The sequence below is a fragment of the Paenibacillus sp. OT2-17 genome, from assembly GCF_009827695.1.
Taxonomy (GTDB): domain Bacteria; phylum Bacillota; class Bacilli; order Paenibacillales; family Paenibacillaceae; genus Paenibacillus; species Paenibacillus polymyxa_B.
Genome location: NZ_WUDQ01000004.1, coordinates 58,753 through 78,863 on the forward strand (window position 1 = coordinate 58,753; position 20,111 = coordinate 78,863).

Sequence of the window (20,111 nt, forward strand, 5' to 3'; positions counted from 1 at the left end):
CCCATGCGAATGAATTATGATTCATAAACCCATACACGCATTTCCCCTTTAGCCCGATTGCACCAGGCGTAGTAAGGAATGGCGGTAATTTGTTGAGGAACAAATTCAGGAGGCTCCGAGCTATATAATGCGTTCGAATTTTTTACCCGGTATCCCTCTATAGTCAACTTTACAATGCCACCCAGCAGGTTTTCGCTAAACTCTTCCGTAATGAGGCTATCCTTCGTCAATCTTAATCCTGCCAAATTCGCTCCATTATCCACTTCTTCCAGACAGAACACGACTGGGCCGCGTTGGAGAGCAATTTGCTGCTGGTTCATGGAGACAAGTGGATTGCTCCGAATGCGCTCAACTGGCATAGCCAAATGCAGAGTTACCACATCTCCGTCCTTCCAAGTACGCTGAATCTCGATATAGCCATTTTCCAGATGGTCTAATGACATAGCTTCCCCATTCACCTTCACCTCTGCCTGCTTGCACCAACCCGGAATCCGCAGTGCCCATTTGAAGGAAGTCGGCTCTGTTACGTGGATCGAAAAGGTTAGATCCGCATCCCATGGATAATGATGAGTTTGTGTAATTTCAACCTCATGACCAGATAAAGTCATGTTCACCTTGCTGGCAATGTACAGATGCGTATACAACGTATCATCCGTTTGGGTGTACATATTGTCCTCAACCGATGCAATCATTCGTGCCAAATTGGGCGGACAGCAGGCGCAGAAGAACCATTTTTGCCGTTCTGTTTTTACATGCTCCTGATCTTTTCTGGATTTTTGAAAAGGATTAACCTCCAGCGGATTCACGTAGAAAAACCGTTTTCCATCCAGGTCCATCCCACTAATCGTTCCGTTGTATAGCGCACGCTCCAAAACATCGGCATATTTCCGGTCTGGCGCTAAGCGCAGCATACGATTGGCCCAAAAGGCCAGCCCTACAGAGGCACAGGTCTCACAGTACATGCTGTCATTGGGAAGATCGTGATGGCAAGTGAACGCTTCCGCGTTTACAGTAGAACCGATCCCTGCGGTGATGTACATTTTATGATTCGTTACATCATCCCACAGCGTTTCACAGGCTTGTAACAGGGAAGCATCCCCTGTTTTCGCGGCCAAGTCCGCCATCGCAATATACAGATACACCGCTCTCACCGCATGGCCGACTGCCTCTTTTTGTTCCCGCACAGGTTGGTGTGCTTGCTGGTATTCGAAGCCTAAGCCAAAATTAATGTTGTTATCATCATTCCAGGTAGGCTCTGTTTGAATATGTTTTCTCTTTTCTTGTTCCTCTGCAAAGTAAATAGGATGCTGTCCCCGCTGTTCAATAAAATATTGCGCTAATTTGAGATATTGATCCTTTGCAGTTACGTCGTATAATTTGATCAAGGCCAACTCAATTTCTTCATGTCCCGGGTAGCCTTTCCGTTTCCCTTCTTCCGTACCAAAAATCTGCTGAATCAGGTCTACGTATTTCTCCATAATGTGAAGAAACTTCGTTTTGCCCGTCGTTTCATAATAAGCAACAGCCGCTTCTATAAAATGCCCTGCACAATACAGCTCATGATTATCTCTTAGGTTCGTCCAGCGATTATTGGGTTCCTTCAGCAGATAGTACGTATTCAGATACCCATCCTCAGCTTGAGCTCTTCCCAACAATTCAATCACTTCATCAGCCCGCTCTTCAAGCGCAGGATTCGGATGATCCCTTAAGCTAAAGGCAACTGTCTCCAGCCATTTGGCAATATCACTGTCCTGGAAAACGGTTCCATAATACTCCCCACTGGATTCCCCAGCTGCAATCCTAAAGTTTTCAATCGCATGACTAGGTTCTGTATCTGGTAATTCATCATTTAATGCTTTCCACTGATAAGGAATAACCTCTTCCGCCACAACCTGCTTATACTTTTTCCAAAATAAATCATCAACGATGACATGCTTAACTGGCTTTGCCGTTTTCATTGGATAAACATCCCTTCCTGGAAATAGAACGCTTTCATTTTTGAAAAAATAAGGATAAAGTAATGATAATATCGTACAAGCTAACCTGAGCTCCCCTTGCTACGTCCTTATTTTATCAACCTGAATTTATAAAAAAAATCGCGATCTTTAACTAAAACTTATACGATTTCACACACAAAGGAGCTGGCTTCCATGAGCAAAACAGACTTTCTATCATTCCTTGTCCCTCCGCTGCCTTATTTCATTGAGGGGAATTTTACTACATATCAAAAAGGGGATTGGCACCCGAATAGGTATAATCTGGGTTATTTTGACGTAATAATCATTAAAGAAGGATTGCTGCACATTGGCGAAGAGGACGAAGTGTGGAAGGTAACTGAAAATTACGCTCTCATTCTTGAACCGGATAAACATCATTTTCCCATTGAGGCATGTACAGAACAAACCTCCTTTTACTGGTTCCATTTTCAAACCAATAGCATGTGGTGCGCACAATCCTCGCCCAATCCTATTATACCCAGCACCCCCATTCCCGAGCTGCATTTTCATTCAGAACATACGACCATTCATTTGCCCAAAATTCAAAAAGTGGTGAATCCGCATGAGCTATTTTCGAAATTAGACTATTTACTAGCCTCTACTTTAAAACCTAGAAAGCTGGCACTATGGGAGGCCCAACAGACGTTTGTGAATGTTTTTCAGAGCTTGGAGTATGATCAGAATAATAAAGACAGCTCCTCTAAGTTGGCGGAACAGATCGAAATATACCTAAAACAGAATTACAAAAATACAATCACTAATAAAGATTTGGAGACCCATTTTCACGTACATCAGAACTATCTCGCCAGATGTATGAAGGTCGCCTTCCAGCGCACACCGCTTGAGTATTTAATGGATTATCGCCTGGATCAAGGACGCAGTCTTTTGCTGCAAACTGACTGGTCTGTCCAACAAATTACCGAGGAAACAGGATTCTCCCAAGCAAGCTATTTCTCCAAATGCTTTAAAGAAAAGTTCGGAATGTCTCCAAAGAATTATAGACAACAATACTGGAAGCCAGTCCATTGAATGCTTACACCGCCTTTACATTCCTTTTACATTTTCATTGTATCCTTTTGATATTCTCGCTTTATACTGAGTCGGTTATATCATTTTCACTTCAGAAAAGGGGCATACATATGAAGTCAACTAAACTAGCATTATTAGCCATTTTAACGGGGGTTCTGGTATCACCAGAACTGACCCATGCGGCAGACATTCAGCCATCCGGGTATGCATCACTACGAACACAGGCAGATAAAATGGGGGCCACAATTACATGGGACAGTGATGACCACTCTGTTTTGGTCAAACTGAAAAATGGCATTGTCGGGACCTTTACAGTGGGTGAGAAGCAATATCGTCTAGCTGGACTAAGCGGAAAAGCGGACCGGGAAATTAAGATGATGAATGGAAATGTATATCTTCCTACAAAACTTCTTACAGCTCTTGAAGCAGAGAACAGCAAATATGCAGATCCAAAGGATGCAGTCCCCACCTATAAAGTGATCCCTTCTGCTGAAACAGAAGCTGTGGAGGATGGAGAAGACGCAGCCGACGACCCTGCAATCTGGCTCAACCCGGCCGAGCCAGAGAAAAGTAGAATTTTAGCAACCAATAAAGGCGGCGGGATTTTAGTCTATGATCTGGAAGGCAAGCAACTGCAAAACATGAAGGTCGGAAAAATGAATAACGTGGACCTTCGTTACGGTTTCACATTGGGCGGCAAAAAAATTGATATTGCAGGGGCAACCAATCGAACCAACAACACGATTGATATCTTTGCCATTGACGGTGCATCAGGAAAGCTGACCAACGTGGTTGGCAAACCCATTAAAGCATCTATGAAAGAAGTGTACGGATTCAGCTTATACCATAGCCTCAAGACAGATAAATTTTACGCGCTCGTGTTGGGCAAAGAGGGTGAATTTGAGCAATATGAGCTGACTGACGACGGAAGCGGCAAAATTGCAGGTAAGCTTGTCCGCCAGTTCAAGCTGAATACGCAATCCGAAGGCATGGTTGCTGATGATGAATATGGTACGATCTACATCGCTGAAGAGGATTACGCCATTTGGAAGTATAGTGCCGAGCCAGACGGTTCATCCGAGCCGCTGCGACGTGTTGATATTGCAGATGGGCGCAGACTTCACGATGACATAGAAGGACTTACATTGTATTACGGTAAAGATGGCAAGGGGTATCTCATGGCCTCCAGTCAAGGAAACAGTAGCTATGCGATCTATGAACGACAAGGCGACAATGCATATATAAGCAACTTTACGATCAGCGCGAGCCCTACCGTTGACGGTACGTCTGTCACAGACGGTATTGATGTTCTTGGCTACGGATTAGGCAAGAATTTCCCTCATGGTATCTTCGTTGCACAAGATGACGAAAATCTTCAAAACGGCAAAAAGTTAAATCAGAACTTTAAAATGGTGCCTTGGGAGCGAATCGCTACGGGAGCCCCTACTCCGCTAACGATAGACGATGGCATCAACCCGCGTGAATTGGTAAACAGAAGCACGCAGTAATGCCCTTCGGGGAAATCAACTCAACATTCCGACTCTATTCATAGAAAAAAAGGGGTCTTCCAAAAGCCATAAAACGGCTGTTTGGGAACCCCTTTTTGTTTTTAAGCAGGAAAAGGTTTAAGATCCAGCACCAGCACATTTACCGAGTTGGCCGGTAAGTCTAAGAGAACAGAATCCGTATGAAGCGTGATCTGCTGTTCGGTAGGCACTACCTTCTCGTCATTCTTCTTGTTCACGTTAGGTACATGAACAAGCGAGGAATCGCCGGTTAGTGTAACCAGCTTAGCGATGGACTCAACACTCAAATCTTGTAGATTCAGCTGTATTACCTTATCTACGTTGTCAGCATTCACCAGCTTCACGTATACATGCTCAGCATCTTGGGTTACCGAGTTGAACACGTCTCTGTTGTAAGCCTCCAGCTTGTAGTCCAGCACTTTGCTGGTTGTCTCGCCGTCGGTGTATGAGCAAATCAGATTACTGCCCGTTTCACCGCCGTAGTTCACTGTTATGGTGTAGTCCGTGTTGTCAGCCAACTCTTCATAGCTAGCTGCTCTCAAGTTACCTGCCGCTGTACTGGAAGAGTAGTCACCCAATGTGTAGCCTTCTATGCCTTGCTTGTAAACCTTCACGCCGGTAGCCTTGCCGCCATAACCGATCGCGTATTCGACAACGTCCTTTTTCTCCGCAGAAATATCCGTGAGACCCGCACCCACATAAAAACCGTCCGTGCCGGAAATACGGGAAGCGACCACCTCTACCTTGTAATTGCTCCAGCTGTCGTTCAAGATGTACAGACCATTCAAACCGCTATCCTGAGCTTTGAGGACAAGCCCCTTGCCTTCCTCCACTGTAGAGCCCACGGAACCGGGAATGACCTGCCAGGCCGAATTCAATTCCTGGGTAAAGTCTTGATCCAGCAAAACACTGCCGTCCTGGTTGGAAGTAACAGTCACACGCTTAATCATAACTTCGGCGTTGCCTGTCGCTATTTCAATTCCACCCTGAGGAATGAGATCCGTTGGCTTGCCGTTTTTGTAAGTAGAGAAAGAAGTGCTCAATACTTTATTCCCCAAATATTTAGCATACATTTGCTGTACATAGTAGTTCGGCGTAAACCACACCGTTTCGTCATCGAACCAGATGCAGTCTGGCGTCCATCTGTAGGTTCCATCTGTCAGCACCTTGTTAAACAGCGGTGCATAGGCAGCTAGCCGAACGACATCGGCATTATTTTCGAAGCCCGTCATCACCGCTGCCTCTGCTACAGCGCCTGCTAAAGTATTTTTATCCGTTGATGCGTACTCCCCGACAAAAACCTTTGATGTTGCTTTCCAATTTATACTGCCGTCCACGTTATAAGCTCTGTAGTAGTAGTTATAGCGGTCCACGTTATTCAGCAGGTACTCGTTAGAACGATAGTAGTGCTCGTCTGCAATGGTATCCATATAGTCCTTTTGCTTCTCATACCAGGTTACCGTTTCTTCCGTCACCTGGTCACCATCTGCAAAAGCAACCTTAGCCGAACCGGTCATATTACCGCTTAAGAACTTCCAGCCCTGTTGATATGCATCGTCGTCTGCTTGAGCGCCAACCGTGGAGATGATATGCAGCTCATAACCCGGATAGTTTTTCTCCATATACTCATCAATCGACGTTTTGAACACTTCAAAGTTGGCAAAGAATTCTGTGCCCCAGTTCTCGTTACCCACACCCAAATAACGCAGATCGAACGGAGCTTCATGGCCCATTTTTTTACGCATAGCAGCCCATTCATTATGTTCAAAATCCACACTAATCGCAAAGTCGATCAGATCTGTAAAGTTCTTAATATAGTATTCTCTTAATGCGCCTCCAGCCGGATGAGCGTAATCGGAACGGGCTTGACAGAGAACGCCACAGGCCATAACCGGAAGCGGAGCTGCATTCAGGTCTTCTGCCAACTGGAAATACTCCATATAACCAAGGCCCATGGTCATCATATAGCCCCATACATTAAAGTTTTCCTTGCGCAGCTCGATATCCCCAATCGATTCCTTCCAATCGTATACGTTTTCCCATATAAACGAACCCTCGGAAATACAACCACCTGGAAACCGCAAAAACTTCGGATGCATGCCAACCAGTGCGTTCACCAAATCTTTTCTCAGTCGGTAGTTAGGATTTCCCTGAAAGTTAGCATGTGCCGATGGGGATTGCGCTTCCTCTCCTGCGCCCCATACATCTTGTGGGAATAAAGAAACCATATCAACCGAAATGTCCCCTTCAAATGTAAGCGCCAGCTGCCCGAGAACCGTAGCTGAGCCTGTCAGCACAAGTTTGGAATCGATGCCGTACTTCTTCCACCTGTTGCCACCTTCCACCTGTATCGTAACCGAATCACTAATAGCCTTTTCATTCGAGTCTTGCAGTTGCAGTGTGATTGCGCCCGCTGAATCGGCCTTCGCCCAGATGGTAAACTCATACTTGGCACCCTCTTGGATGGACATGGCACAATTCTGGTTAGAATCGGAAAAGCCCTTGTTCCGAATTGTTGCGCCATCCGCTACCGTCACATAATAAGAGTTCACTTCTTTGTCTTTTGCGCCTAAAAACTCATTTAATCCACCGCTATGTTGTGGAGTCATCTTGTCCGTATCACCAGACCAGGCAAACAACGGGTTGCGGTTCCGTCCTGTAGAGCAGCCGCATTCACCGGAAGCATGGGAATACGTATCAAACTCGAAAGATTCAAAGGAGCGATTCTGAACGAGTTCTGCATAAATCCCGCCATCTGCCGCGTTATTGATATCTTCATAGAACAAGCCGTACATCACTTCGCTGACATCCAGTACTTTCTTATTTCCATGAATGGTCAGCGTGTACGGAGGCAGCTGTTCAGGAAGAACGGATACTTCAAAGCTTTCTTCAATCTGGCTTAAGCCCTTCGTTAATAAAGCTGTGACGGTAACCCCTTGTGCGGAGGTAATCGCCTGCACCTGCCCATTGTCAGAGAGTATACTAGGTTGGCTGGATTTCCAGGTCACTTCTACTCTACCGCCCATCAGAACGGTTGGCAGAGATAAATCCTTGGTCACAATCGTCGTTGGAAAGGACAAATATTTATCTTTAGCAAGCTTCACGATCTCTTCATCTGTCAACGAATCGCACATGACCTCAATGACTTCATCTGCCGACAAGCCTGCTTTATAAATTCTAAAGTCTGAAACGGAGCCGGCAAAGTCTACATCCGCCGCATGCTGGGAGCGACCGATAAAATTGTTGCTGTAGTTGGACGAGTCTGTAAACGTTTCGAACCATTTACGCAGCTTGGCATAGTTACCGCTGGAAGTTTGGCTGATGGAACCATCCGCTACCACTTCACCATTGACATATATCACCGGACCGGCACTGCTTAATGTGCCGCCTTCCGTGCCGATCACAGACAGGGCTATGTGCATCCACTCATCCCTGACAAAGCCTCTTCCCGGGTCTACGGACAAATCCGCCTCGGTGAAAAGGGTTCCGCGCAGATTCCGTGTCATGAACATATAGGGTCCTGTATGGGCTTTACCAAAGTCAAAGACACGTTCCCACATATCTGTGAATCTGCCGAAGTTGACCCAAGCAGTAACCGTCACACCGGTGTTATCGCTTACATCTTTGAATAGATCGGAAGGAAGCTGGATATACGATGTACCGTTGGGGCCACCCTCAAGCATCAAAGCTGATCTACCGGTAGCATGGGAAATCGTAGGTGTTACTGTGCCTGAAGCAACCCCATCGTTACCTTGCCCTGAGCTATCTTTGCCGACGTTCTTTGCATCATCAAACTTGTAACGCGCAATGATTTGATCTTGGAATTTGGTCATCTTCGTTGCTCCTATACCTATAGTTTATTAATGTAATAACTAATTAATTAATATAAATACATACTATATAGCTATAGTACCTTATCCTGAGTACCTTTTTCAATCCAATAAATCGGATTTATGAAGAAAAAACTTGAACGAACTACATAAAAAAGCAGCCATCACAGAAGATACTCTGCGATAACTGCCTTTTGGCTTACAGGATTACTTGACCCAGTCGGAACTTTTCTGAAATAAAGAAGTTTGACCGTAGCTATGTTATCCGTTCAATTTTTGTCCACAATTCGGACAGAAGTTAGCTCCTTCGTTTTTTGTACCGCAATTCGGACAAAAATTGGGCTTATTACCGTCTCCAGATGGAGAGGGGGCAGCAGGTGTAGGCTGAGTCTCAGCCGAAGGCTTTTGGTTAGGGTTCAAATTTTTCATCATTTCATTTGCTATATTCATCCCCATCATCATACTCGCCATATCTGAAGCAGCACCGCCGCCTTTTACATTACCCGATGCAATCCCGTCCGTCATCGTCACTTGTTGGTACTTTTGCAGATTACCGATCATTTCATGAGAGGCTGTCTTCGTGATCATATCTTGGATTTCTTGAGGATAATTGAAGCTCATCACATGAAAGCCAGTAATCGTCATACCGTTGTCCATCACTTGCATATCCAGATCTTCTTGAATACCTTTTGAAATGTCAGAAGCATTCGCCTGCAGATTGAACATGTCCTTTCCTTCTCTGCTGATCCACTTCATCAATAACTGATCCAACACCGAAGTAATCCGTATTTTCACATCCTCAACTAGATAACTGTCCTTCACTCCGGCAATCTTATCGATGAGCGTAACATAATCGTTCACTTTAAAATTAAATGTGCCATTGGCACGTATCGGCATACCGCCTGGCAGCTGAGGGGTCGGGATCAGCACTGGATTCTGCGTCCCCCATTTGACCGTAAACTCCTTCGTATTAACGAATAAGACCTCTACCCTCATGCCACTGTTAAAACCAAATTTAAACCCTTTTAATGTGGATAGAAATGGAATAATGTCAGAGTCCATGTTATACGACCCTTCATTCTCGAAAATACCCTCTATTTTTCCGTTATTTACAAAAATCGCATCTTGACCGGAGCGGATGATTAATTTACTGCCTTTTTTAATTTCACGATTGCTCCACTTCCAGAAAATCATATCATCTCTAAATTCTTCCCATTCTACAACATTTGCAAATTGATTTCTGAAGAACCCCATACTGTATCCATCCTTTCAGTTTAGGATTTTGCAAAATTCGATTCCAGTCGCTCCAAAGTGCAATATATAGACGAACTAGACCATTTCGATCTATATATTGTTCATTGAAAGTCGCTTATTGGATTTTTACAAAATCCTCAGTTAAAATGATCCTCTGCTGCCGCTATGCGAATGACCGCCGCTGGTCGTTCCGCCACCACCGCCTGAGCTGCTGCTACTGCTGCTCTTTTCAATCTTCCGTTTCGTTGTCGTTGTGTGAAGATACTGATCTCGATGCTCCAGAACTCCTGAAGCGTTCGAATCCTCGTAGGTCTGCCGATTTACCGTAACCCGACCGCCAGAATTGGAAACCATCTTGCCCACGATCATCGCCGCCAATCCCAGGGCAACCGCCAAATGAAGCCAGCCTTTAAAAAATATACTGTCTGGATTCACCCCTGGACGGATGGCCAAATATTTGTGCGCGCTTAGAATATACTTTTGAAATGCCAGCCCATAGTTACCGTTCGTCAGATCCGGGCTAATCTCATGGCGTATTTTAGTAAGCCTGTCATCATCCAGATACCGTTCTGCCTTATAAAATCCGGCCAAGTACACCTCTCTATTTCTCATATCCATCGTTAAAATGACCGCGTTCCCATGAGATCTGTCATACCCAGGGCCATGGTCATCATAAAAGTCCTGCGTCATTTTCATAACATCCATATTGTCGGGATTGAGAGTAGTATAAATAATAATGTCCGTTTCTCTTTCCGCTCCGTATTGATTAGCCATAGCGTTCAACACATCATACTCTTCCTGATTGAGCAGACCCGCTTCATCATAAATCAATGGCTTCATTTCTGTCGTTGCTGGTTCGCCCTTCATTTCCATAGGAACTGCCAGAAAAGCAGCAAAGAACAACAAGACGGCTATAATCGCTCTATGCTTTTTCAATAAAATCCCCCTCCCATCATCAACCAAGTGATTAACCTCAATGAAAAGAGAGTAATGCCGAAAATGCCTGCAAACCAAGCCGTCACTTTGAACTTGCTAATCGGAGGCTTACCGACTACCTTGCCCGTCTGTCCGTTCATAGCAAACGTATGCTCCAATTGATTATAGTCATAGTGTATGACCCACACCGGGAGCAGGACATAATCCGCTTGTTTTAATGTAGTATCAATTTGCTTTTCCGTATAACTCACGGCCGTATACTCTGACACCGTAGAATGAATATAAGCATCAATATATTCCTTCACTTTTTCTTTAACTCGCGGGAAAAGCTCTTCTTCGTTATAACTGTACTTCTCCGCAATATAACCTGCTAGATATGGCGTTTTAAAGGGTTTTAGCTGATCGTATGGAAAAGGCTCCAATTTATCCATCAGCTCGTCGTTCATTTTCTCCGCAGCATCAATCGGAACCTTTACATAATTCAAACGGATTTTCCGATATACATCAAAATGCTTCGTTTCCGTATATTCGTAGTCTCCGCTCGTATAGGTTCTCACTTGGGTACCTTCACCTTGAACCTCAATTTTATTATGTAATTCATATAACCAGAAGGGCACATACATCCCGGTTATTCCCTTGATTCGGTCTGCTATCATGAACCGGTTCGGCGTCAGACGGCCATTCTTGCACCATTTTTTGAAAGCAGCTATGGCTTCTTCCTTACTGATTGAAAAAGGAATAACCTGCGCTGGAGCCAGCTTCCCAGTCAGTCGATCCCCGAGAACCACGGCAGAACCACAAAAACTGCACACCGTTGCACTCGTCTCCACTTCGGTCATAATCACTGCTCCGCAGTTATTACAATGATACTCATGGGCCTCATCTTCTGAAAAAATACGATTTATCAGAGGATCAGGAATAGATTCGATATTGTCCTCTCTTCCGCAACTATGACAGGATAACATCCTTGTCTCACCGTCAAAGACCATGCCGCTGCCGCAGTTTGGGCATTTGTATTCGATAACCGGCATCTGCTCACCTCTTCATGTAGATACTGTTATGATTCCTTATGGTTGATTTTTTCTTTGATCGCAGCCAGTTCATCTTCTGCATTCGTACTCTTCTCGTATTGTGCAAATAAAGCATCCAGGTCGTCCTTCGTTCCTGCCCGAAGCTCGGCTATAGCCATCGCTTCATCATACGCTCTGTTCACCTGTTCTTCCATAACTTCGAAAGCAGAATTCTTGCTGCCCATAGAGTTCAAGGTTTGCTGCGCTTTGGCAATCGCCATCTTCCCTTTAAGTTCAGCGCGCCGTGCTTCTAGTTGCCCCATATCGGACACCAACTTCTCCTGCATTTGTTTCATATTTACGGCGTTTGTCGAAGCTAAATCATAGGACGTTTGTAATTGTTCCAATTTCTCCGCCTGCAAACCTTTTCTCTCCAGAAACTTTCGAGCTTCCTCTTCATTACCAGCTTCCACAGACTTACTGGCATAATGCTGGAGCTTTTTGATTTCGGCTTTGCATTCATCCAGTGCTCTTTTTGCCCTTCTCTCATCAGCCAACACTGAGGCCGTCTCCGCTTTCACCTTGCCTAGATCACTGTTTAAATTCCGCATATAATCGTCAATGGTTCTCTCCGGGTCTCCCACCTTATCCACTAAGGCGTTAACATTCATTTTCATAATATCCCTAAACCTCGACAAAATTCCCATGATGACCTCCTTCGAAAGGACTACATTCCACCATATCATACATCAAATCCGGTAAAAAATGTTCATCATAGCTCTATATACTGGCCCACAGATCACTTTCGGATGTGTGTTCGTTTTATTATAAAAGCAAAGGGTCCAAAAACCCGCGACAGATTTTTGAACCCTTCTATTTATTGTTCCTGATTATAGTTCTTCATAGAACTTGGGGTCCTGACCCCATATCCGCCCATCCTCACTGCTAAATGCCGAAATCACGTTCATTTCCTCTGTAGACAACTCAAAATCAAAAATATCCAAATTCTCCGTCTGGTGTTTTAAAGAAGAGGCCTTAGGGATCGGGATCGCTCCAAGTTGGATATGCCAACGTAAAATCGCTTGTGTAGTCGTTTTACCATGAGCAGCAGCAATTTCCCCAATCTTTTCATTCTCCAGTATGCTGTGACCACGCCCCAAGGGGCTCCACGATTCGGTCACGATGCCCTGTTCAGCATCTTTTGCACGCTGGTGCTCCTGATTAAACAATGGATGCAATTCAACTTGATTGATGCTCGGGGCGACACCTGTTTCCCGAATTAAACGTTCATTATGCTCGGGCAGAAAATTGCAGACCCCGATGGAACGAATATAGCCCCTTTTCTTCGCCTCAATCAACGCCTGCCAGGCTTCAACATATCGATCAATTTGGGGATTCGGCCAATGGATCAGATAAAGATCATAATAGTCCAGACCTCCTCTATATAATGACTCTTCGATCGTTACAATGGCTTCTTGGTAAGCATGTCGGCGACCCGGTAGTTTGGAGCAAATCAACAATTCCTCTCTGGGCACAGAGCTCTGCCGGACCGCTTTCCCGACAGCCCCCTCATTTTCATAGTTGAACGCTGTGTCGATCAGACGGTAACCTGCATCAATTGCGCCGGTAATCGCCTGTACTCCATCTGCACCCTTAAATCCAACAGTCCCAAATCCAATGACGGGCACTTTAGTGCCATCATTCAATGCCTTCTTCGGAATTTGATGGTTCATATTAACAGCCTCCTTTACTATTCTCATATACCATAACACCTCTTTAATCCTCAGGCAAAATATAGAAATTCATTTCGTTCCCTATATATGTATATACCCACTAGCTTGTAAATTCTCTACCAAGTTCTCTGTGTGCTAAATCAAAAAGCGCCTGATCCCCATTGAAATCATACTTGAAGTCAAAGGAGTCAGGCACTTGTATACCACTACCAGATCATATATTCCACTTCATGCTTGATGGCTTGGTTGTCCAACACAAAGTTGAAGTGTCTGTGTTTTTATTTCAAGCCTTTCCATACCCAGTTCTCTACCTCTGGCAAATCAATACCCTCTTCGCGAATGAATTGATGATGTTTCTTAACCGTAGCATCCATTTCATCCACAATGTTGGTGTACTTCTCAGCGTCAGGTAAGTTGAGGACAGCTTCCTTCACTAAGTCAAAACGATCCATTTGATTCAATACACGCATATCAAATGGTGTCGTAATATCGCCATTCTCACGGTAACCATGTACATGCAAGTTATGGTTGTGACGATCAAAGAACAGATCTTTGATCAGACCTTCGTAACCATGGAAAGCGAAAACAACTGGCTTGTCTTTTGTGAAAAAATGATCAAACTCGGCGTCGGATAATCCACGCGGGTCTAGTTTTTGACTTCTCAGTTTCAGCAAATCTACCACGTTGATGTACCGAATCTTCAAGTCAGGCAGTTTTTCATGCAAAATGGAAATCGCAGCTAAACTTTCAATAGTTGGCTCTGTACCAGCAGAAGCAATGACAAGGTCAGGTTCCCCACCTTGATCTGTACTTGCCCAATCAATAATCTTCAACCCTTTGTCCACCAATTCTTTCGCTTCATCAGCACTAAACCATTGTGGACGTGGGTGTTTAGACGAAACAATCAAATTGATCTTTTGACGGTCATTTAAAATGGTGTCGAAAACAGCCAACAATGAATTGGCATCCGCTGGCAGATACTCCCGAATAAATTCTGGTTTTTTATCAGCCAAATGACCTAACAAACCTGGATCTTGGTGTGTATACCCATTATGATCCTGTTGGAACACTGTTGAGGTTGCTACGACATTCAATGATGGGATATCTGCACGCCATCCTTGATCCGTTGCTTTACGCAGCCACTTAAAGTGTTGGGTGATCATCGAGTCAACCACACGCAGGAAGGCTTCGTAACTTGCAAAGAAACCATGACGACCTGTTAATACATAACCTTCCAGCAATCCTTCAGCTTGGTGTTCGGATAATTGAGAATCAATTACGCGACCATAGGATGATAAGAATTCATCATTAGGTTCAATAATTTGGTCCATCCATTGGCGTTTGGTTACTTCAAAAACAGGAGCCAAGCGGTTAGACATCGTTTCATCCGGTCCGAAGATTCTGAAATTACGATTTTCTTCATTTAAAAGAACCACATCTTTAACGTATTTCCCTAAAACCGACATATCTTGCGCAATCACTTTACCAGGTACGGAATTATCCAGCGCATAGTTACGGAAATCCGGTAATTTCAAGTCTTTAATGAGGTTACCCGCATTCGCAACAGGGTTCATTCCCATACGTTTATCGCCTGTAGGCAGGATTTCAGCAAGCTCAGAGTTTAAACGACCGTTTTCGTCGAACAATTCCTCTGGTCTATAGCTATTCAGCCATTCTAACAAAGCAGGTGCGTGTTGCATATTCTTTTGATCAACCGGAATTGGAACCTGATGGGCACGGAATGAATTTTCATTCGGCACGTTGTCCCATTCCTTCGGACCTGTCCAGCCTTTAGGTGAACGGAATACAATCATCGGCCACGCCGGACGAGTAAGGTCATTATTTTCACGTGCATTCTTTTGAATAGCTTCAATCTTCTCGATGGCCGTATCCAATACTTTCGCCATTTCTGGATGCATGTGATCCGGATTTTCACCTTCAACAAAGAACGGCTCCCAACCCAAACCTTTAAAGTAGGAGGTCAATTCTTCTTTCGATTGACGAGACATAATCGTTGGGTTACTAATCTTAAAGCCATTCAAGTGCAAGATTGGCAGCACTGCACCATCCGTGATGGGGTTGATAAATCTGTTAGAGAACCACGAAGCGGCTAATGGGCCCGTTTCAGCTTCGCCATCACCAATAACAACAGCCGAAATCAGATCAGGATTATCTAAAATGGCACCTACACCATGAGAAAGGGAGTAGCCTAATTCTCCACCTTCATGGATAGATCCAGGTGTTTCAGGAGCAGCGTGTGAAGCAATACCGCCAGGGAAAGAGAATTGCTTGAACAATTTCTTCATACCTGGGATATCTTGCGTAATTTGCGGATAGATTTCAGTGTAACTTCCATCCAGATAAGAATTTGAAACCATAACCTGGCCGCCGTGACCAGGACCTTCAATATAAAGCATGCTCAAATCATATTTATTAATAACACGATTTAGATGCGCATAAATAAAGTTTTGACCCGGAATTGTGCCCCAGTGTCCAATAGGCTTAACCTTCACATCTGAATCTTTTAAAGGCTCTCTCAACAAAGGATTATCTTTTAAATAAAGCTGACCTACCGAAATGTAGTTCGTTGCACGCCAATATGCATCAAGTTTATCCAAATATGTTTTAGATGAATAATCTGCTAACACGGGTGATAATGACATTGTGTCCACTCCCTAAGTAGTTTTGTTTGTAATTTATTTCCGGAAATTTCATCTACATGTACATCATAACGCTACCCCAATTTAATTCAACCTTTTTCACAAGTGATACGGTCCAATTTTGTGAAATTTTGAACATACTATGAAATATAAATTAAAAAGACAGTAAAAAAGCTCTTACATTAAAATATATAGAAGTATAAACCAATAAAATTTGTAATAAACGAGGTAATTGCAGGCTTCAATCCTTTTTTCAAAACCATAAAAAAAAGACCGGAGAATTCTCCAGTCTTATCATTAGTGAACCGATACAAAGGTATTAAATTTCAAATATTTGTAATGAAATCGCATATGAGAAAACTCAAATGGCGTACCGTTATCTAAAAAGAACACACCTTCCATAATACCTACAGGCTCATTTTCATTTAAATGTAGCAGCTTTTGATCATTCTCTTGAGACGGTTCTGCAAAAATGGATAAAAAAGATTTGGTGACGGCCAAGTTCCGCGAGTCTTCCAAATAATTAAAAATGGACCCCTCGATAATTGTCTGATTTAAATTCTGGACAATTTTAATGGGGATATAGCCCGTTTCAATCATAAAAGGATCATCATCAAACAGACGTAAGCGAACAATTTTGTAAACAAAATCATGAGTCTCCAAGAACAAATCGCGCTGTAACTCTTCTGTTGGCGGAATGACCTCAAAACTCAATACTTTGATCTTAGGCTTTTTACCATGCATTTGAAAATTATCAGTGACCCCTAGATTAGAGCCTTCGTAGTTAAAGATAGATTCATTTCTTATGTATAATGGATTAATAAATGTCCCGGAACCTTGTTTTTTGAAAATAATTCCGACATTCTCCATTTTAGTCAGAGCACGTTTAATTGAACTACGACTAACCTGGTACGTCTCACTAAGACTACGTTCATCTGGCAATCTCATATCCGCAAACTTTCCCGCAAAAATTTTCATCTTGAGATCGTCAATAATTTGCTTATAGACAAATTGTGTCATAAAGTACTCCTCTTTCAGGTCTTCTATAACTCTATATAGTTTACCATAACTTGCCCATTTCATCTCATGTTTGTTTCTGTTTGCTGAGCGGGCTTTCAGCGGATAGGAAGCGCCGTCGCTTTTACTTTACATCTCTATGCATAATACCATGATTACACATATATAACACCACTGAACGCACCTGCAAAACAGCAGAAAATACAGAACCCCCACCTTAGCATCAGTAATAAGACCAAGCCTGTTTCCAACCTTGAGGGATGTTTGACTAGACCAGGCTAAAATCCTTGAATACATTGTTATTATTCATCTTGTTCAAACGTTTTCTAATAAGAATGGTGGGGGGGAGATCATATTGGCTATCCGCTACAGCGTCATCATTCCAACCTATAATCGAGCCCAGCAATTGTTGCTCACACTCGCTTCATTTGAGACACAAACCTATCCAAAGCAACTATTCGAAGTCATTGTAGCTGATGACGGTTCTACAGACGGAACGAAAGAAATGGTCGAAGGCTTCAAAGCATCCTATCCTCTTATCTATGTGTCACATCAGGAACAACGCGGTCGATCTGCCGTTCGAAATTTGGGACTGCGCCGTGCAAAAGGGCTATACATCATCTTCTGCGACGCTGACTTTGTAGTATTACCGGAATTCATTAGGATCGTGAGCCGTTATCACCGTAAATATCCCAAGTCCGTGCTCTCAGGCATTCCTCACTCATGGGACGATGCTTTTACCCATTATTACCCTGACTTTTCTCCTGAAGAAAAAGAACAATGTCGCAACATACTTACGCAGTCCAACTTATGGAATGCTGACTATGAAGCAGCGAACGAAATTACTCCGATCATAACGCCTGAAGATATCCTTCATCAAACGGGTGCACTGTCTAAAGTAGTTAGTCCCACAAGAGTCCCCCCCAATACGCAGAAACAATTTGCCACAACGGATGTCGCTCCCTGGATGCTGCTGGTTACTCGTTGTGTAGCCATCAGACGCAGCCACTTGATTCGTATTGGAGGTTTCAATGAACGGTTTGTGCTGTATGGACTCGAAGACTGGGACCTCGGCTATAGACTGCATCGCTTGAAGATCCCTTTTTATTGCATCAAAGAGGTGGTCGGATATCATCAGGAACATCCAACCTATCTTAGAGGTAACGTTTTAAATACAGAAAATCTGAGAATCATGTATGAAACTTACGGATTCAATGACTCCTCGTTAAATTTATTTGCCCTTATCCCTCCATCCGAGGATTTTGAGACCTACAAAAATACGTTGCGGGTATTGCGCAGGGGATTCCGCTCTAGGTTAACACGCTCATCAGCACTGTTATTAAGAAGAACATTACGCATTGCAGCCAAACAGTTCTACGATCAAAGCCATACTCATGCATACAAAAAATCATTACACTTGATAAAAAAGAAAGCAGAGAACCGGAAAAGTCGAGTCGCTTACGTGTTACGAGAAATGCTGGTGAAGTCTGAAAAGCTGGTGGAATAATAGTTACTCATTTACAGCGTGCAAAATCGTATGTATTGCATCCTCCTTACGGGATAAAAAAACTCCTCCATAAAGGTGCGAGCCCAACTTGGCAAGCAGCTTTATGGAGGAGGAGTCGCCATGTCCGGAGATAACGACAAGAATTGTCGTTACTAGTTTACTATTCCTCTGATAGTCCAGCATGCTTTCTGATTATTCATTACATATGAGTTTTACCAACTGCTAAGAACTCAATATTTTAATGCTATCATCGCACCAGCTAATTAAACTGCTAAACTGACTTTTACCATAGCTCATTGTGATCATCCAATATTTGTGATTATGGTCTTTATGCTCTACGTTGATAAGCCAACGTTCAAGTTCTTCAAAAATATGCAAGCTTTCCACTAGCTTTTCTTTATACTCCTGTATGTGCTTTATAATCGTTTCAGGCGAAGAATTCCCGCCAAAAAACACCCTCAACAGCAGCTCATTTTTTTTAAGCATCACCACATGCTCCATGGGCTGAGAAAGCCAGTCTGACAACGTCTGCCTTCCCTGATCGGTAATGCTGTAGAGTTTCTTGTCAGGCTTTCCTTTCTGTCGAATAACCTCGACTGCAATATCTTTTCGATCCAGTAGCTCTGCCAGGCTGGGATAGATCTGACCATAGTTCTCATTCCAAAAGTAACTAGTGCTTTGCTCCATATGTTGCTTTACATCATAACCGGTATGAGGACCCAGACTCAGAATGCCTAATACCGCAAACATTGTATTGGTTTTTCCTGACTGTCTCGCCATTATATATTGTGCCTCCTGTTACCTCTAGCAAATCTCCGTAGTATGTCATGCTTTCATTAGACTAGACATAATTATAGCCCATTTAAACTAGCTTCACATCTCTCTATATATTATTTAAATATATATTATTATAATAATTAGTGTTGACAGGGGTTTATCATCGTTTTATATTAACGATATCAACAAAATACCAATGAGCTTGCCAAGCTGAAGCCTTGGATACAGATATCATAAAGAATTCCAAGACATCGCTTGGTTAAATCTTAATAAGGAGATATCAGACCATGACCATGATCAGTGTAAATTATCCCGCAGGCCGCATAACGCTTGAACAGCGCCGTCTTTTGGCAGAAGGTTTGACGGATGCAGTTCTCGTTCCAGAGGTAGGTCAATATTGTCCGCCAGCAAGAGAAGGGTTTCAGGTCCATTTCAACGAACGTCCAATAGATTACATGGCAATTGGTGGGCAATTGCTGTCGGATCAGCCAGAACGTGATGTAATTACTGTCAATGTTCTGGTGATGGATGGTGACTGGCCTAACGACGTTCGCAAAAAAGTGCTTGAGAATATTCTTGGCAGTTTGACTAAAGTACTTGGTGTACCGGAACCATCCCCAACTTGGTGGGTATCCTTCCAGGTCATTGAAGAAGGCAGCTGGGGTTCTCGCGGCAGCGTGCTCTCCATTCTAGACCTGCTGGATTCAGGAGTCTTTACTGAGGAGAAAATTAAGGCTATCAAGCAAAATATTACACGGGTAACACCGGGAAATCTAACGAAAAAACACCCATAAGGGTGTTCTTCATTTTTCCAAAGAAACATCCTGCAGTTTAC

At 43.5% G+C, this 20,111-nt stretch carries 14 protein-coding genes; 4 read left to right on the top strand and 10 right to left on the bottom strand.

Annotated features, from left to right (window positions below; genetic code table 11):
- Positions 1–14: 14 nt before the first annotated feature.
- The gene (locus GRP75_RS02575) at positions 15–1,958 is read right to left on the bottom strand and encodes a glycoside hydrolase family 127 protein (protein WP_075153544.1); all 1,944 of its coding nucleotides are present in this window, start codon (positions 1,956–1,958) and stop codon (positions 15–17) included.
- A gap of 192 nt (positions 1,959–2,150) precedes the next feature.
- On the opposite strand from GRP75_RS02575, the gene GRP75_RS02580 reads away from it, so the two are divergent.
- Positions 2,151–3,026 (top strand): helix-turn-helix transcriptional regulator, encoded by an 876-nt coding sequence (locus tag GRP75_RS02580; protein WP_023986520.1) that lies wholly within the window; start codon positions 2,151–2,153, stop codon positions 3,024–3,026.
- 110 nt (positions 3,027–3,136) lie between these two features.
- Positions 3,137–4,534 carry a phytase gene (locus tag GRP75_RS02585; protein ID WP_076265131.1) on the top strand — a complete coding sequence of 466 codons (1,398 nt, stop codon included), beginning with the start codon at positions 3,137–3,139 and terminating at the stop codon, positions 4,532–4,534.
- Positions 4,535–4,635: 101 nt separating this feature from the next.
- On the opposite strand, the gene GRP75_RS02590 is transcribed toward GRP75_RS02585, so the two are convergent.
- The 8 genes from GRP75_RS02590 to GRP75_RS02625 all read right to left on the bottom strand — a co-directional run bounded on the left by GRP75_RS02590 (position 4,636) and on the right by GRP75_RS02625 (position 17,058).
- Positions 4,636–8,385: an alpha-L-arabinofuranosidase C-terminal domain-containing protein gene (locus tag GRP75_RS02590; protein ID WP_160788539.1), complete on the bottom strand. Its 3,750-nt coding sequence runs from the start codon at positions 8,383–8,385 to the stop codon at positions 4,636–4,638.
- A 258-nt stretch (positions 8,386–8,643) separates the two neighbouring features.
- Entirely contained in the window at positions 8,644–9,636 is a 993-nt protein-coding gene (locus tag GRP75_RS02595; protein ID WP_160788540.1) for an SPFH domain-containing protein, read from the bottom strand.
- 141 nt (positions 9,637–9,777) lie between these two features.
- Positions 9,778–10,572 (bottom strand): TPM domain-containing protein, encoded by a 795-nt coding sequence (locus tag GRP75_RS02600; protein WP_023986507.1) that lies wholly within the window; start codon positions 10,570–10,572, stop codon positions 9,778–9,780.
- Positions 10,569–11,603, bottom strand: coding sequence for a TFIIB-type zinc ribbon-containing protein (locus GRP75_RS02605; RefSeq protein ID WP_160788541.1), 1,035 nt, complete (start codon positions 11,601–11,603; stop codon positions 10,569–10,571). The genes GRP75_RS02600 and GRP75_RS02605 overlap by 4 nt, the downstream gene beginning before the upstream one ends.
- Before the next feature lie 26 nt (positions 11,604–11,629).
- Positions 11,630–12,289 (bottom strand): PspA/IM30 family protein, encoded by a 660-nt coding sequence (locus GRP75_RS02610; RefSeq protein ID WP_160788542.1) that lies wholly within the window; start codon positions 12,287–12,289, stop codon positions 11,630–11,632.
- A gap of 183 nt (positions 12,290–12,472) precedes the next feature.
- Positions 12,473–13,315 carry an aldo/keto reductase gene (locus GRP75_RS02615; protein WP_160788543.1) on the bottom strand — a complete coding sequence of 281 codons (843 nt, stop codon included), beginning with the start codon at positions 13,313–13,315 and terminating at the stop codon, positions 12,473–12,475.
- 278 nt (positions 13,316–13,593) lie between these two features.
- On the bottom strand, positions 13,594–15,978 hold the full coding sequence (locus GRP75_RS02620) for a phosphoketolase family protein (protein ID WP_076159835.1): 2,385 nt from the start codon (positions 15,976–15,978) through the stop codon (positions 13,594–13,596).
- 294 nt (positions 15,979–16,272) lie between these two features.
- The gene (locus GRP75_RS02625) at positions 16,273–17,058 is read right to left on the bottom strand and encodes a GntR family transcriptional regulator (protein ID WP_231517207.1); all 786 of its coding nucleotides are present in this window, start codon (positions 17,056–17,058) and stop codon (positions 16,273–16,275) included.
- Positions 17,059–17,347: 289 nt separating this feature from the next.
- On the opposite strand from GRP75_RS02625, the gene GRP75_RS02630 reads away from it, so the two are divergent.
- Positions 17,348–18,499, top strand: a complete 1,152-nt coding sequence (locus GRP75_RS02630; protein ID WP_160788544.1) for a glycosyltransferase family 2 protein — start codon at positions 17,348–17,350, stop codon at positions 18,497–18,499.
- 222 nt (positions 18,500–18,721) lie between these two features.
- Here GRP75_RS02630 and GRP75_RS02635 read toward each other — a convergent pair whose 3' ends face one another.
- Positions 18,722–19,279: a PadR family transcriptional regulator gene (locus tag GRP75_RS02635; RefSeq protein ID WP_160788545.1), complete on the bottom strand. Its 558-nt coding sequence runs from the start codon at positions 19,277–19,279 to the stop codon at positions 18,722–18,724.
- A 284-nt stretch (positions 19,280–19,563) separates the two neighbouring features.
- Between GRP75_RS02635 and GRP75_RS02640 the strand changes: the two genes are divergently transcribed.
- Positions 19,564–20,070, top strand: a complete 507-nt coding sequence (locus tag GRP75_RS02640) for a tautomerase family protein (protein WP_160788546.1) — start codon at positions 19,564–19,566, stop codon at positions 20,068–20,070.
- The last annotated feature ends 41 nt before the right edge of the window (positions 20,071–20,111 follow it).